This is a genomic window from Nocardioides sp. B-3 (assembly GCF_024703895.1).
GTDB lineage: Bacteria > Actinomycetota > Actinomycetes > Propionibacteriales > Nocardioidaceae > Nocardioides.
The window spans coordinates 468,185-482,123 of the sequence record NZ_CP087968.1 but is presented as its reverse complement, the minus strand read 5'-3'; the positions used below and the strand labels follow the sequence as shown (position 1 = coordinate 482,123).

Below are 13,939 nucleotides of genomic sequence, written 5' to 3'. Positions count from 1 at the left end.
CTGGTCGTGTCGTTCGTCTGGTGGGGTGGCTCCGACTTCGGTGCGCTCGACCCGTCCGACAGCGTGCGCCGCGTGATGCCGGCGATGCTCAGCCTGATCATCGGCGCGCAGACGATCATGGCGGGCCTGTTCCTCTCGCTGCTGCGCATCCGGGTCGTGCACCCCGAGCCCGAGGTCGAGACCACCGAGGTCTGAGCCTCCTCAGCGTCGACGCAGGTCGGCGCGCAGCACCTGCCACTTGGCGCGCGCGGCAGCACGCTGCCCGCGCACGAGGTCGAGCGTCGCGAGCACGAAGAGGTGCCCGCGCACGGTGATCCGACGCCGTGCCGACCCGGTCGATGCGGCCCATCCCGGGGACCCCAGCTCCGCCTCCCGCTGCTTGAGGAAGGCGATCTCCTCGACGAAGCGCGACGCGTCCTCGGTCTGCAACGACGTCTCGCTGCCGCCGTGGCGGCGATACTCCAGCAGCGGGGTGCGTACGGCGAACAGCCGGCCACCCTCCATCAGCACGCGCGTCGTGAACTCCCAGTCGGGCACGAACTTCAGCGACGCATCGAACGGTGCGTCGCCGACGAGATCGCGACGTAGGCACATGGTCGGGCAGACGATGTAGTTCCCGGCCAGCAGCCCGGCGAGGTCGTCGTCGCCCGCGAGCTCGTGGTCGCCCTTGCGCCGGGGAGCAGCCCTTTGACGATGTCGGCCGGGGTGCGGGTCGGTGCGCCGTCCCCGTCGATGTTCACGGTGTCGGTGAACAGCACCGTGACGCCGGGCTGGGCCTCTGCGGCGGCCAGCACGCGGGCGGCGTAGTCCGGCAGCAGCCGGTCGTCGCCGTGCAGGATCGTCACCGGGGGTGTCGTGGTGAGGCGCACGCACTCGTTCCAGTTGCCGGCGAGACCGAGGTTGCGTTCGTTGCGCACGTAGGTGATCCGCGGGTCGTGGAAGGCGGCCACGACGTCGTCGGCGGGCTCGGGGCCGCAGTCGTCGACCACCAACAGCTGCCAGTCCGACACGGTCTGCGCCAGCACGCTGCCGATGGCCTCGCTGAGGTAGTCCCGACCCCGGTAGTAGGGGATCGCGAACGTGATGCGTGGGGAGCCGGACATGGGCCGAACGCTAGCCAACGCCGGGTGCAATGCACCTTGGGGGATACTGCGCCGGTGCCGAATCCATTCATGCAGGGCTTCAGCGGATGGCAGCGACAGGCACTGCTGCTGATCGCGTTCGTGCTGGTCGCGGCACCGCTGGTCGGCTTCCGCGCCGTCAACGACAAGCCGCTGAGCGTGCTGGATGAGCTGCAGTACGCCGACCGGGTGCACGCCGTCGCGCAGGGTCACCTCTTCATGCGCGAGGGAGAGGCCGTCTCGCGATGGGCCCATGTGGTTCGTGCCTGCCGCGGTGTCACCGGGGTGGGCGAGCCCACCCGGCCACCGTGCCGCCCGGGCCCGAACCCCGAGGTGCTGATCAACTATGCCGCCTCGGATCCGGTGCCCTACTTCGTCGCCACCGGGCTCATGGCCGGCGCGCTGGAGAAGTCGGGCGTCGTCGACGACGGCCCGGCTGCCGCCCGACTGGTGGGCATCGTGTGGGCCGGCCTGAGCATGTGGACCCTGTGGTTGCTGACGCGTGCCTTCGGCACCGGCCGGGCGGCGTCATTGGTGGTGGCGAGCACGGTCGTCCCGGTGCCGGTCTTCCTCCAGCAGTACACCAAGGTCACGCCGCACGCCCCGGACATCCCGGTGGGGGCGTTCGCCGCCCCGGCGACCCTGCGCTACCTCCGGCGCGAGTGGCCGGTCTGGGTGCTGGTGCTGGCGGCCGTGGCGATCGTCGGCGTCAAGGGGTCGAACGTCGTCGCGGCGGTGGCGATCGGGATCACCCTCGCGGCCGTGGTGCTGTGGCCCAACACCATCGAGCGTGGTGCGCGAGCGCGCGCCGTCGTGGGCGGCGTCGTGCTGACCGTCTCCACCGTCGGTCTCCTCATCGGCCACCAGTGGTTGCTGTCGGCCACCCGCATCGCCGATCACCCGCCGCCGGGCAACTTCGTCGTCGAGCGCCTCGACTGGTTCTACGTCACCCGGGACAGCGTCAAGTTCCTCTCCAGCTGGGGAGAGTCCGGCCCGGTGGCTCCCGGTGCGTGGCTCGTGCTGGCACTGGGCGGCCCGGCCATGGTGACCCGGGCCGGCCTGATCCCCGACCTGCCCGCCTACGTGCGACAGTTCGCTCCCGGATACCTCCCGGGCGCCCTTCTCGGCGCGGTGGTCCTCGATGTCATCGTCTTCGTCACGACGCAGCAGCAGTTCGGGGTGCACGTGCGCTACGGACTCGCGGTGTTCCCCGATCGGCCTCGCCCCGGCGGCGCTCCTGCTGCGCACGCGTGCGGCGGTCGCGCTCGCGTTCCTGTTCCTGGTCCTCTACGCAGCCCTGCCCGCCATCTTCTCCCTCGACACGATTGCGGCCTGAGATGACGGACCTGATGAATCTCAAGGCATGGCAGCGGCAGGCCCTGCTCCTCATCGCCTTCGTGCTAGTCGCCGCGCCGCTGGTCGGGTTCCGCGCCGTCAACGACAAGCCGCTGAGCGTCTACGACGAGTGGCAGTACGCCGACCGCGTCCACGCCGTCACGCAGGGACACCTCTTCATGCGAGACGGCGAACAGGTCTCCGGGTGGGGCGAGGTGGCGCGTGCCTGCCGCGGCGTCGAGCGCATCCTGCCCCCGCTGGCGTGCACACCCGATCCGGCGATCTCGAAGGGCACGCCCAACTACGCCGGGCCCGACCCGGCGCCCTACTTCGTGCTCACCGGGCTCGCCGCCGCGGTGCCGCTCAAGGTCGGCATCGTCGACAACCCAGTCATCGCCGGCCGGCTGGTGGGCATCTTCTGGGCCGGGCTGAGCATGTGGACCCTGTGGCTGCTGGCCCGCGCCTTCGGCGCCACCCGGCCCGCCGCGGCGGTCGCGGCGAGCACGGTGCTCCTCGTGCCTGCCTTCCTCCAGCAGTACATCCACATGACCCCGCACGCCCTCGACATCCCCGTGGGTGCGTTCACCGCGCTGGCGTCGCTGAAGTTCCTGCGCCGCGAGTGGCCGGTCTGGGTGCTGCCGCTGGCGGCCCTCACGATCGTCGGCGTCAAGGGGTCCAACATCGTGATCGCGGTTGCCGTCGGCATCGCGTTCGCGGCGGTCGTGCTCTGGCCGGGAACGATCGAACGGCGCGATCGCCTCCGTGCCCCGGTCGCCGGCGCCGTCCTCATGACCTCCACGCTGGCCCTGTTCGTCGGCCACCGGGCCCTCATCTCCGCGACCCGGGTCGCGGACTACGACCCGCCCGGCTTCTACGCCGTGCCCGGTCTCGACTGGCAGGCGGTCACGGTCGACAGCGCCAAGTTCCTCAGCACCCGGGGCGAGGGGATGCTGGGCGCCCCGGCCGTGTGGCTGGTGCTGGCCATGGGCGGCACCGCGCTGGCAGTCTGGGCCGGCCTGCTGCGCGACCCGGCGCCGTACGTCCGGCAGTTCGCGCCGGGCTACCTCCTCGGCGCCGCGATCGGTGCCGTGGTCCCGGACGTCATGGTGTTCGCCACCACGGAGCAGTACTTCGCCGTGCACCTGCGCTACGGGCTCGCGGTGTTCCCGCTCGGCATCGCGTTCGCCGCCCTCCTGCTCCGCACCCGCACCGCGATCGTGCTCGCCTTCGGGTTCCTTGTCCTGTACGCCGCCATGCCGGCGCTGCTCTCGCTCGACACCGTCGCCATCTGAGCCGATGCGCCACGTCACCGACACCGAACGCCGGGCCCGGCTGGCTCGGCGGCACGCCATCCATCCGGAGCACCGGGTCGCGGACGCCGTCGCGGCGACCCGGGCGATGACGGTGCTGCACTCGACGGAGCCGCCCACGCCGTACCTCTCCCTGCAGGCGCGCGTCGACGGACTCACCCGCACCGATGTCGACCGTGCGCTCTACGACGACCGCAGCCCGGTCAAGCAGCTCGCCATGCGGCGCACCCTCTTCGTCTTCCCCCGCGACCTGCTGCCCGCCGCGTGGGGGAGTGCCTCCGCCCGGGTCGCAGCCCGAGAGTGGAAGCGGATCGCCAAGGACGTCGTGCAGGGCGGGCTCACCGACGACGGTGAGGCGTGGCTGCGGGCCGCACGCGAAGCGGTGCTCGCGCGGCTGGCCGGTGGTGACGAGCTGAGCGCGAAGACCCTGCGCGCGGAGCTGCCGGTGCTCGCCGGCAGGATCCGCACCGGCGGCGACGCGAAGTGGGCCGTCGACGCGCAGATCGCCCCACGGGTGCTGACGCAGCTCGGCGCCGATGCCCGCATCGTGCGCGGCCGCAACGCCAGCCACTGGCGCGTCTCGCAGCCGCAGTGGACCTCGATGGCGACCCTGGCTGGGCGACGTTCCCGGAACCGCTGGACGAGGCGGCGGGCTACGCCGAGCTCTGTACGGCGATGGCTGCTCACCTTCGGACCCGGCACCGAGACCGACATCGTCTGGTGGCTGGGCGCGACCAAGGCCGTGGTGCGCCGGGCGCTGGCCGACCTCGGCGCGGTGACCGTCTCCCCGGACTCCGGTGACACCGGCTGGCTGCTCGCCGACGACGTCGAGCCGGAACCAGCGGTCGAGCCGTGGGGTGCGTTGCTGCCCGCGCTCGACCCGACCCTGATGGGTTGGAAGCAGCGGGACTTCTACCTCGATCCCGAGCACACGCCGTACCTCTTCGACACGAACGGCAACGGCGGCACGACGGCGTGGTGGAACGGGCGCGTCGTCGGCTGCTGGATCCGGGACCCCGACGCCTCGGTGCGGGTGATCCTGCGCGAGGACGTCGGCGCCGACGCGGTGGTCGCGCTGGAGGGCGAGGCCGAGCGGCTCACGGGCTGGCTCGACGGCGAGATCGTCAACAGCATCTACGCGTCCGGGCAGATGCGAGAGGCCAAGCTGCCCTGAAGTCGGCCTCTTCGCCTGCAGGCGGATAGCCTGTCCGGCGATATGGCACGCAAGGACCCACCCCAGCAGCCGCCCCCGGTGCAGCGCCTTCGCGTGCGCTACGCCAAGCGTGGCCGCCTCCGCTTCACCAGCCACCGCGACTTCAGCCGCGCCTTCGAGCGGGCGGTCTTCCGTGCGCGCATCCCGATGGCCTACTCCTCGGGCTTCAACCCGCACCCGCGCATGTCCTATGCGGGCGCAGCTCCGACGGGTTCCGCGAGCGAGGCGGAGTACCTCGAGATCGCGCTGGCCCGGGTGCTGGTGCCGTCCGAGGTGCACGCCCTGCTCGACGAGGCGCTCCCGCCCGGTCTCGACATCCTCGAGGTCGTGGAGTCGCCCGGTGGGTCGCTGGCCGACCGCCTCGAGGCGAGCCGCTGGCGCATCGACCTCTCTGTCCCGGCCGCCGACCTGCAGGCCGCCGTGAAGGCGTTCTACGACGCCGACGAGGTGCTGGTCGAGCGGATGACGAAGAAGGGCCTGCGCGAGTTCGATGCGCGCGGCGCCGTACTCAGCATCACGGCCAGCGGCGCGGGAAGGCGAGCTCGCGCGGCTCGACCTCGTGCTGCGCCACGGCGTCCCCGCGGTCCGTCCCGACGACGTGCTCACGGCGCTGACCGCCGTCTCCGGCACCCCGATGGGCGAGGCCCCCCTCATGACGAGGCTCGCCCGGGGCCCGCTCGAGGAGTCCGGCGCCATCGGTGACCCGCCCGTCTGAGCCGAGCTCTGGGTCGTCCCGGTGCGTGTCTCGGGTTGACGGCGTTTCTGGGCGAGTGTGCGATACTCGCCACGTTCGACGAGGTTGGTCCGCCATCCCCGACGAGCCGACGACGTTCTCGCCGGGCCCCCTCAAGGTCCGGCACATTCAGATGTTGGTCGACACCAGTTCCGCGACGCTGCCAGTGCATCGGTGACAGAGATGCACATCCGGGCCCGGCGACCGCGGAATGGTGACCGACGCGCATCGGGTGACGCGCACGCGGAGGGTGTCGGCGACACACGTTGGCTTTGCGTCCGACGCCCCTCACCCGGGCCTCGCGGCGCCGACACGGTCCCGGAGCTGATCCGGGCGCCGGCAAGGAGAGCGACATGCTCGACGACAACCCGAACGACAACGACAACACCACCAGCGGTTCTGACTCCGCCCCGACCGCACCGGTCGTGAAGAAGACCACGCGGGCCCCGCGCAAGACCGCCGCCACTCGCACGCCCGCGGTCGCGCCCGTGATCGAGGCGCCCGCCCCGGTCGAGTCCAGCGCCACCGACGCCGTGGAGACCCCCGCAGCGCCGACGGTGAAGAAGACCACGCGCACCCGGGCCACGAAGAAGGCCGTCGCCGCGCCCGCCGAGTCCGTCCGGGACGCGCTGATCCCCGCTGCTGACGAGGCCGCCCCGGCCGTGAAGAAGGCTCCGGCCCGCAAGACCGCCGCCAAGAAGACCGCGGCCGCCAAGACCACCACGAAGAAGGCCGCCGAGGCTCCCGCAGCCAAGAAGACGGCAGCCAAGAGGACGGCCAAGAAGGCCGCCGAGGTCCCCCGCGGCTGCCGAGGCAGCGGAGTCGACCGAGACCACCGAGGCCCCGGCCTCGGGCATCGCCCCCTTGTTCCGGGCGCCGGTGGTCACCACCACTCGCCGTACCCGCACGGCCAAGAAGGTCGTCCCGGCTCCGGTCGAGGACGTCGAGGCCGAGGACGAGGAAGCTGCCGCCGAGTCGGCGCCCGCGGCCCGCCCGGCCAAGAAGACGGCCGCCAAGAAGACCGCCGCGAAGAAGGCCCCGGCCAAGAAGGCCGCCGCTACGCCGGTGAAGGACGATGCGGCCGACACCGCCGACCGAGGCCGAGGCGGACGAGACCGACACCGACGACGAGGGCACCGAGGGCGGCACCGACAACGGTGACGGCACCGGTCCCGCCCGCCGTCGCCGCCGCCGTGGTGGACGCCGTCGCCGCAAGGGCGGCGAGGGCTCGGCCGACGGCCGGGACAACGACTCGGACGACGAGTCCGACGACGAGGTGGACGAGGCCGACAAGGCCGACAAGACCGAGTCGGGCAGTGCCGACGGTGAGCAGAACGAGCAGGGAGACGGCACCTCGCGTCGCCGTCGCCGTCGCCGCCGTGCCGGTGAGGAGGGTGGCGAGGCCGACGACGAGCCCAACACCGTCACCCGCGTCCGCACCCGCCGCTCGCCCGAGGACCAGATCACCGCGCTCGCCGGCTCCACGCGGCTCGAGGCCAAGAAGCAGCGCCGCCGCGAGGGCCGGGAGGCCGGTCGTCGCCGCGCCCCCATCGTCAGCGAGGCCGAGTTCTCGGCCCGCCGCGAGTCGGTCGACCGGGTCATGGTCATCCGCCAGCGCAAGGAGCTCACCCAGATCGCCGTGCTCGAGGACAAGGTCCTCGTCGAGCACTACGTCGCTCGCGAGTCGCAGACGTCGCTGATCGGCAACGTCTACCTCGGCCGCGTGCAGAACGTCCTGCCCTCCATGGAGGCCGCGTTCATCGACATCGGCAAGGGCCGCAACGCCGTCCTCTACGCCGGTGAGGTCAACTGGGCCGCGCTCGGCCACAAGGACGGCCAGCAGCGCAAGATCGAGTCGGTGCTCTCCAGTGGCCAGTCGGTCCTGGTGCAGGTCACCAAGGACCCGGTCGGCCACAAGGGCGCCCGCCTGACCTCGCAGGTCAGCCTCGCCGGCCGATTCCTCGGTCTACGTGCCCGACGGCACCACCAGCGGCATCTCGCGCAAGCTGCCCGACACCGAGCGCAACCGCCTCAAGGCGCTGCTCAAGGAGATCGTCCCGGACACCGCCGGCGTGATCGTCCGCACGGCCGCCGAGGGCGCTTCCGAGGACGAGCTCACCCACGACGTTGAGCGCCTCAAGGCCCGGTGGGACGACATCGAGGCGAAGGCCAAGGGCCAGTCGCCCCAGCTGTTGTACGGCGAGCCCGACCTGACGCTCAAGGTCGTGCGCGACCTGTTCACCGAGGACTTCACCAAGCTCGTCATCGAGGGCGACGACGCCCGGGACACCGTGCAGGGCTACGTCTCCCACGTGGCGCCCGACCTCCGGGACCGGCTCGAGAAGTTCTGAGCCCGCCGCGGAGGGTCGCCAGAACGGCAAGGACGTGTTCGCGACCTACCGCATCGAGGAGCAGATCCAGAAGGGTCTCGACCGCAAGGTCTGGCTGCCCTCCGGCGGATCGCTGATCATCGACCGCACCGAGGCGATGACGGTCGTCGACGTCAACACCGGCAAGTTCACCGGCTCGGGGGGCAACCTCGAGGAGACGGTCACCAAGAACAACCTCGAGGCAGCCGAGGAGATCGTCCGCCAGCTCCGGCTGCGTGACATCGGCGGCATCATCGTCGTCGACTTCATCGACATGGTCCCGGAGTCCAACCGCGATCTCGTCGTACGCCGCCCGGTCGAGTGCCTCGGGCGAGACCGGACCCGCCACCGAGTCGCCGAGGTCACCTCGCTCGGCCCGGTCCAGATGACCCTGCAAGCGCATCGGCACCGGTCTGCTCGAGGCGTTCAGCGCCGACTGCGACCACTGCCGGGGCCGCGGCGTCGTGATCACCAGCGAACCCGTCGAGCCCAAGGGCGAGGGGGACGACGGCGATCGCCGCGCCACCGGACGTCGTAGTCGCGGCCGCGGTCGCGGGGACGGCCGGGACGGCCCCGGCAACGGGGGCAGGTCCAACAACGGCGCCGGCAACGGTGCCGGCAACGGGGCCACCCCGTCGCCCAAGGACGTCGCGGCCATGCCGCGCTCGGAGAAGGCCGACCAGAGCCGAGACACCCGAGCAGGCAGACCAGCCCGAGACGCCCGACGAGGTCCCTGCCGCGGTTGCGGTCGACGTACAGGCCGCTGAGGCGCCCGTTGTCGAGGAGTCGGTCGAGGTGCCCGCGGAGACGCCCAAAGGGGACGAGCCGGCTGCTGAGGCGCCTGAGGTCCTTGAGGCCGAGCCGGTCGCAGTAGCCGAACCCGTCGAGGCAGTCGAGGCGAGCAAGCCGCAGGTCGTGACGCGCACGCGTCGCCGGTCTGCGACCCGCCCCGCCGGTCCGCCGGTCGTCGCGCCCGTCGGTGCTGCCGGCCGAGTGCCCGACACGGGCATCGTCGAGCCCGGAACCGCCGGCGTCGAGCCCGGATCCGAGCACGACGCGGCCCACGACGACGCGCCCCACGTCGAGCACGTCCCGATCAAGAAGCGGGGCACTCGCAAGCGCTGAGGTGCGTCCGGGTCGGCTCGTTTTGACCCGGTCGCCTTCGGAGCCGTAAAGTCGCTCCTTGTGCGCCCCGTGCGTACCCCTCCTGCATGGCCTCTGCTGACCCTCCACTCATCGTGGGGTCGCGAAGCCCGAGCAGGACCCGAACACCCCAGTTTTTCACCGTGTTTTCACCGTGCCAGTCAATGGCAACCAAGGCCTGAGGAGAGTGAGTCCGCCGTGTACGCAGTTGTGCGCAGTGGCAGCAAGCAGCAGAAGGTTGCTGTTGGCGACGTCATCGAGATCGACAAGATGGACCTGAAGGCCAACGTGGTCGGCAGCACCCTGACTCTCCCCGTGGTGATGGTCGTGGACGGCGAGACGGTCACCGCGACCGGCCTCGACAAGGCCGCCGTGACGGTCGAGATCCTCGGTGCGACCAAGGGCCCGAAGATCATCATCCAGAAGTACAAGAACAAGACCGGCTACAAGAAACGCCGGGGTCACCGCCAGAAGTACACCCGAGTCAAGGTCACCGACATCTCCCTCTGAGCTCACGCTCGGAACTCTTCTTACCTGCTGATAAAGGACTGAACTCATGGCTCACAAGAAGGGCGCCGCGTCCACCAAGAACGGTCGCGACTCCAACAGCCAGCGCCTCGGTGTGAAGCGCTTCGGCGGCCGGGCCGTCAACGCGGGCGAGATCATCGTCCGCCAGCGTGGCACCCACTTCCACCCGGGTTCGGGTGTGGGCCGCGGCGGCGACGACACCCTCTTCTCGCTGATCGCGGGTGCCGTCCAGTTCGGCACCAAGCGTGGCCGCAAGGTCGTCAACATCCTCCCCGGTGAGTGACAAGACCAGCTAAAACGTTCGACTTCTTTCGCGAAGGGCGTCCCTAGACTCAGGGGTACGCCCTTCGCGCCATTTCACCTTCGTTAGGACCCCCCATGGCTGTACCCACGTTCGTCGACCGGGTCACGCTGCACATCAGCGCCGGCCGGGGTGGGCACGGTGTCGCGTCGGTCCACCGGGAGAAGTTCAAGCCCCTCGGCGGTCCTGACGGCGGCAACGGCGGTCCCTGGCGGATCGGTGATCCTGCGGGTGGACCCCGACATCACCACGCTGATCGACTACCACCACGGCAACAAGCGCAAGGCCGACCACGGCGGCCACGGCGCGGGCAACCACCGCAACGGCGCGCACGGCGGCGACCTCTACCTCCCCGTGCCCGACGGCACGCTGGTCAAGACCCTCGACGGCGAGATCCTCGGCGACATGGTCGGTGCCGGCACCGAGATGGTCATCGCGCAGGGCGGGCGCGGCGGCCTCGGCAACGCGGCGCTGGCCAGTGCCAAGCGCAAGGCGCCCGGCTTCGCGCTCCTCGGCGAGCCCGGCGAGGAGGTCGAGGTGCGCCTCGAGCTCAAGGTCGTCGCCGACATCGGCCCGGTCGGCTTCCCCAGCGCGGGCAAGTCGTCGCTGATCGCGGCCATGTCCCGGGCACGGCCCAAGATCGCCGACTACCCGTTCACCACCCCGGTGCCCAACCTCGGCGTCGTCCGCGCCGGCGACGTGACGTTCACCGTCGCCGACGTGCCCGGCCTGATCGAGGGCGCCGCCGACGGTCGCGGCCTCGGCCACGACTTCCTGCGCCACATCGAGCGCTGCGCGGCGCTGGTGCACGTCATCGACACCGCGACCATCGAGCCGGGTCGCAACCCGCTCGACGACCCGGACGTGATCGAGAACGAGCTGAGCCGCTACGGCGGGCTCGAGGACCGGCCACGCCTGATCGCGCTGAACAAGGTCGACGTGCCCGACGGCAACGAGATCGCCGACATGGTGCGCGAGGACCTCGAGGGCCGCGGCCTGCGCGTCTTCCCGGTCAGCGCCGCCTCCGGCGCCGGCATGCCTGCCCCCGGTCTACGCCATGGGCGAGATCGTCGGGCAGGCTCGCGCCGAGCGCCCGGTCGCCGAGACGACCCGCATCGTGATCCGGCCCCGCGCCATCGACGGCGGCGGCGAGTTCGAGATCACCGAGACGCCCGAGGGCTGGCGCGTGCGCGGCGAGAAGCCCGAGCGCTGGGTGCGGCAGACCGACTTCGGCAACGAGGAGGCCGTGGGCTTCCTCGCCGACCGCCTCAACCGGATCGGCATCGAGGAACAGCTCATCAAGCTCGGCGCCCGGGAGGGCGACACGGTGCTCATCGGTCACCCCGACAACGCCGTGGTCTTCGACTTCAAGCCCAGCGTCCAGACCGGTGCCGAGATGCTCGGTCGTCGTGGTGAGGACGAGCGCCTGCGCGAGGAGCGCCCCGCCGCCACCCGCCGCAAGGACATCCGAGAGCAGATGCCCGACCGCTCCGAGACCGAGACCCGTGCCGACGTGGCCCGACGGATCGACCGGACCAAGGTCGCGCCGAAGACGGTCACCAGCTCCGGGATCGGCCCGATGTCCTACGAGATCGGCTCGAAGGACGACCCCGACTGGGACGGCGAGGAGTGACCGATCGGGCGGCGCTCGTTGCAGGAGCGCGCCGGGTCGTCGTCAAGATCGGTTCGTCGTCGCTGACCACCGCCGCCGGCGGGATCGACCCGACGCGGGTGCGTCAGCTCGTCGACGTGCTCGCCTCGGTGCGCGCCCGCGGCTCCGAGGTCGTGCTCGTCTCCTCCGGCGCGATCGCGGCGGGCCCGGCCCCCGCTCGGCCTGACGAAGCGTCCCGGGTCGCTGGCCACCCAGCAGGCGGCCGCGTCGGTCGGCCGGGGGCCTGCTGGCGCACCGCTACCGGGGAGGAGTTTGCCCGCCACGACACGGTGACCGGGCAGGTCCTGCTCACCGTCGATGACGTCATCCGGCGCGCGCACTACCGCAACGCCTACCAGACCTTCGCCAAGCTGCTTGAGCTCGGCGTCCTGCCGATCGTCAACGAGAACGACACGGTCGCCACCTCCGAGATCCGCTTCGGCGACAACGACCGGCTCGCTGCCCTCGTCGCCCACCCGGTGCACGCCGACCTGCTGGTCCTGCTCTCAGACGTCGACGGACTGTACGACGGTCCGCCCAGCCGGGCAGGCTCGCGACTGGTCACCGAGGTGCGCTCCGAGGCCGACCTGACCAGCGTCTCGATCGGTTCGCCCGGCGCGGCAGGTGTCGGCACCGGCGGCATGGTCACCAAGGTCGACGCCGCTCGCATCGCCACGGGGGCCGGGATCCCGGTCGTCCTCACCTCTGCCGACCGCGCGTCCGACGCGCTCTCCGGTGCCGAGGTGGGCACCGTCTTCCTGCCCACCGGCAAGCGTCGACCCACCCGGCTCCTGTGGCTGGCCCACGCCACCGAGCCCAAGGGCTCGCTGGTGCTCGACCCGGGCGCCGTCGCTGCGGTCACCGAGCGCCGTGCCTCCCTGCTCGCTGCCGGCATCACCGGCGTGGTCGGGTCGTTCGTGGCCGGTGACCCCGTCGACCTGGTGGACCCGTCCGGAGCCGGTGTGGCCCGCGGGATCGTCAACTTCGACGCCGACGAGCTGCCGGGTCTGCTCGGGCGATCGAGCAAGGACCTGAAGCGAGAGCTCGGTTCGGCGTACGAACGAGAGGTCGTGCACCGCGACGACCTGATCGTGCTCTGACGGCGGTCGCCCTTCGGTGGCGTGCTGCTCGTCGGCCCTAGGACACAGCCGGGACCGACCACGGCTCGCTGGCGTAATAGGCCTCGAGCAGCTCGATCAGTGCGGGCCGAGGGATCTTCGGCGCGTCACGCTCGAAGTCGTCGATCTCGACGTCGGCGAAGGCGTAGCGCAACTCCTCCGTGTCGACCGGGCTCCCGGCCGCGAGGCCGTTCGAGGCCGTGGCGGCCCGGCCCCGAGCGCCCGTCGAACCGTCGAACCTGTCCTGCTGGCGCGCTTCGGCCTCCAAGGTGGCGAGGAGGCCGTCGAGGACCTCTTGGGTGCCGGCTCCGCCCCTCAGCCGCAGCACCGTCCCGCGCTCCGGGTTTCGGTAGAGGCAGAACTGCGTGCCTTCGCCGTCATGGGAACCTCGGGCGTACCTCACCTTGCCCATGACCGCCGTGATCGCGGAGTCTTGAGGCTCTGGGCACCCCTCGGGGAGCTGGATGGGAGGCTGAGTGTCCTTGTACTCGGCAATCAGGTCGAGCACGTCCAACATGCGCCGATCCATCCTGAAGACCTTGCCCTTGCCGTCCGCGTCCTGCTCTTGATCGAGCCTGCGATCGGAGCCGATCGGAGCATCCACGGTCACGAAGAAGCCCGCGTCGTAGGAGGTGAGGCCGACCGCGTTCGCCGTGAGCAGGTCGCCCCCGTCACAGCGGCGTAGGTGCCGCGGTCGTGCTCCGTCCCGCCCCCAGCGGCGAAGATCTTGTTGACCTTCTGCGGGGGAAAGGGGCCGAGGTACCAACCCCGGTGCAACCGCGGAGATCTCAGTCTTGGGGCTGTCGTAGGTCACGACGCAGGCGTACTTGGGATATTCGTCCTTGATGAACGTAGACAGGAGGCTGGTTGTGCCCAGCGGCCGGTCGAGAAGCTGCTGGCGGGCGCGGGCGTCGTCTCGGTTGCCCTTGGGCACGAAGGTGAGCCAGGTCTCCTTCGGCACCATCATGCAAGGGTCGAGGTTCTCCGCTGCGTTGACGTCGAACTCGGCCACGGTCGGCATCGAGTCGGTCGGTGACGGTGTCGTTGTCGATCCGTCGTTCGAAGAACGTGGCGAGTCTCCGGTGCAGGCGCTGAGGGCGAGGACTGCGCCCGCCAG

At 71.0% G+C, this 13,939-nt stretch carries 13 protein-coding genes and 2 pseudogenes; 12 read left to right on the top strand and 3 right to left on the bottom strand.

Annotated features, from left to right (window positions below; translation table 11 throughout):
• Positions 1-6: 6 nt before the first annotated feature.
• Positions 7-195 (top strand): hypothetical protein, encoded by a 189-nt coding sequence (locus tag LP418_RS03235; protein ID WP_257955209.1) that lies wholly within the window; start codon positions 7-9, stop codon positions 193-195.
• 6 nt (positions 196-201) lie between these two features.
• On the opposite strand, the gene LP418_RS03230 is transcribed toward LP418_RS03235, so the two are convergent.
• Both LP418_RS03230 and LP418_RS03225 read right to left on the bottom strand, forming a co-directional pair.
• Positions 202-537 (bottom strand): hypothetical protein, encoded by a 336-nt coding sequence (locus LP418_RS03230; protein WP_257955208.1) that lies wholly within the window; start codon positions 535-537, stop codon positions 202-204.
• A gap of 5 nt (positions 538-542) precedes the next feature.
• The gene (locus LP418_RS03225) at positions 543-1,103 is read right to left on the bottom strand and encodes a glycosyltransferase family 2 protein (RefSeq protein ID WP_257955207.1); all 561 of its coding nucleotides are present in this window, start codon (positions 1,101-1,103) and stop codon (positions 543-545) included.
• Positions 1,104-1,172: 69 nt separating this feature from the next.
• Here LP418_RS03225 and LP418_RS03220 point away from each other — a divergent pair, with 69 nt between their 5' ends.
• The 11 genes and pseudogenes from LP418_RS03220 (at position 1,173) to proB (ending at position 12,804) form a co-directional block, all read left to right on the top strand.
• Positions 1,173-2,462 carry a glycosyltransferase family 39 protein gene (locus tag LP418_RS03220; RefSeq protein ID WP_257955206.1) on the top strand — a complete coding sequence of 430 codons (1,290 nt, stop codon included), beginning with the start codon at positions 1,173-1,175 and terminating at the stop codon, positions 2,460-2,462.
• Between the two features lie 8 nt (positions 2,463-2,470).
• A complete protein-coding gene (locus tag LP418_RS03215) occupies positions 2,471-3,748 on the top strand; it encodes a hypothetical protein (protein ID WP_257955205.1) in 1,278 nt (425 codons plus the stop codon).
• Positions 3,749-3,752: 4 nt separating this feature from the next.
• Positions 3,753-4,940 (top strand): winged helix DNA-binding domain-containing protein, encoded by a 1,188-nt coding sequence (locus LP418_RS03210; protein ID WP_257955204.1) that lies wholly within the window; start codon positions 3,753-3,755, stop codon positions 4,938-4,940.
• 78 nt (positions 4,941-5,018) lie between these two features.
• Positions 5,019-5,681: a TIGR03936 family radical SAM-associated protein gene (locus LP418_RS03205; protein WP_257955203.1), complete on the top strand. Its 663-nt coding sequence runs from the start codon at positions 5,019-5,021 to the stop codon at positions 5,679-5,681.
• Positions 5,682-6,591: 910 nt separating this feature from the next.
• The gene (locus tag LP418_RS03200) at positions 6,592-6,873 is read left to right on the top strand and encodes a hypothetical protein (RefSeq protein WP_257955202.1); all 282 of its coding nucleotides are present in this window, start codon (positions 6,592-6,594) and stop codon (positions 6,871-6,873) included.
• Positions 6,791-8,680: pseudogene (locus tag LP418_RS03195) on the top strand (Rne/Rng family ribonuclease); the annotation flags it as partial. The gene LP418_RS03200 and the pseudogene LP418_RS03195, both read left to right, overlap by 83 nt.
• A gap of 13 nt (positions 8,681-8,693) precedes the next feature.
• A complete protein-coding gene (locus tag LP418_RS03190; RefSeq protein ID WP_257957305.1) occupies positions 8,694-9,206 on the top strand; it encodes a hypothetical protein in 513 nt (170 codons plus the stop codon).
• A gap of 216 nt (positions 9,207-9,422) precedes the next feature.
• Positions 9,423-9,734, top strand: a complete 312-nt coding sequence (gene rplU, locus LP418_RS03185; RefSeq protein ID WP_257955201.1) for a 50S ribosomal protein L21 — start codon at positions 9,423-9,425, stop codon at positions 9,732-9,734.
• 46 nt (positions 9,735-9,780) lie between these two features.
• Positions 9,781-10,035: a 50S ribosomal protein L27 gene (gene rpmA / locus LP418_RS03180; RefSeq protein ID WP_257955200.1), complete on the top strand. Its 255-nt coding sequence runs from the start codon at positions 9,781-9,783 to the stop codon at positions 10,033-10,035.
• 95 nt (positions 10,036-10,130) lie between these two features.
• Positions 10,131-11,686: pseudogene (gene obgE, locus LP418_RS03175) on the top strand (GTPase ObgE).
• Positions 11,683-12,804: a glutamate 5-kinase gene (gene proB, locus LP418_RS03170; RefSeq protein ID WP_257955199.1), complete on the top strand. Its 1,122-nt coding sequence runs from the start codon at positions 11,683-11,685 to the stop codon at positions 12,802-12,804. Before obgE ends, proB begins: the two are co-directional and overlap by 4 nt.
• A 37-nt stretch (positions 12,805-12,841) precedes the next feature.
• On the opposite strand, the gene LP418_RS03165 is transcribed toward proB, so the two are convergent.
• The gene (locus tag LP418_RS03165) at positions 12,842-13,834 is read right to left on the bottom strand and encodes a hypothetical protein (protein ID WP_257955198.1); all 993 of its coding nucleotides are present in this window, start codon (positions 13,832-13,834) and stop codon (positions 12,842-12,844) included.
• Between the last annotated feature and the right edge of the window lie 105 nt (positions 13,835-13,939).

Excerpts from the sequence above, each read along its gene's own strand:
- LP418_RS03225 (WP_257955207.1), bottom strand. The coding sequence starts at position 1,103 with ATGTCCGGCTCCCCACGCATCACGTTCGCGATCCCCTACTACCGGGGT.
- LP418_RS03220 (WP_257955206.1), top strand. The coding sequence starts at position 1,173 with ATGCAGGGCTTCAGCGGATGGCAGCGACAGGCACTGCTGCTGATCGCG.
- LP418_RS03215 (WP_257955205.1), top strand. The coding sequence starts at position 2,471 with ATGAATCTCAAGGCATGGCAGCGGCAGGCCCTGCTCCTCATCGCCTTC.
- LP418_RS03210 (WP_257955204.1), top strand. The coding sequence starts at position 3,753 with ATGCGCCACGTCACCGACACCGAACGCCGGGCCCGGCTGGCTCGGCGG.
- rpmA (WP_257955200.1), top strand. The coding sequence starts at position 9,781 with ATGGCTCACAAGAAGGGCGCCGCGTCCACCAAGAACGGTCGCGACTCC.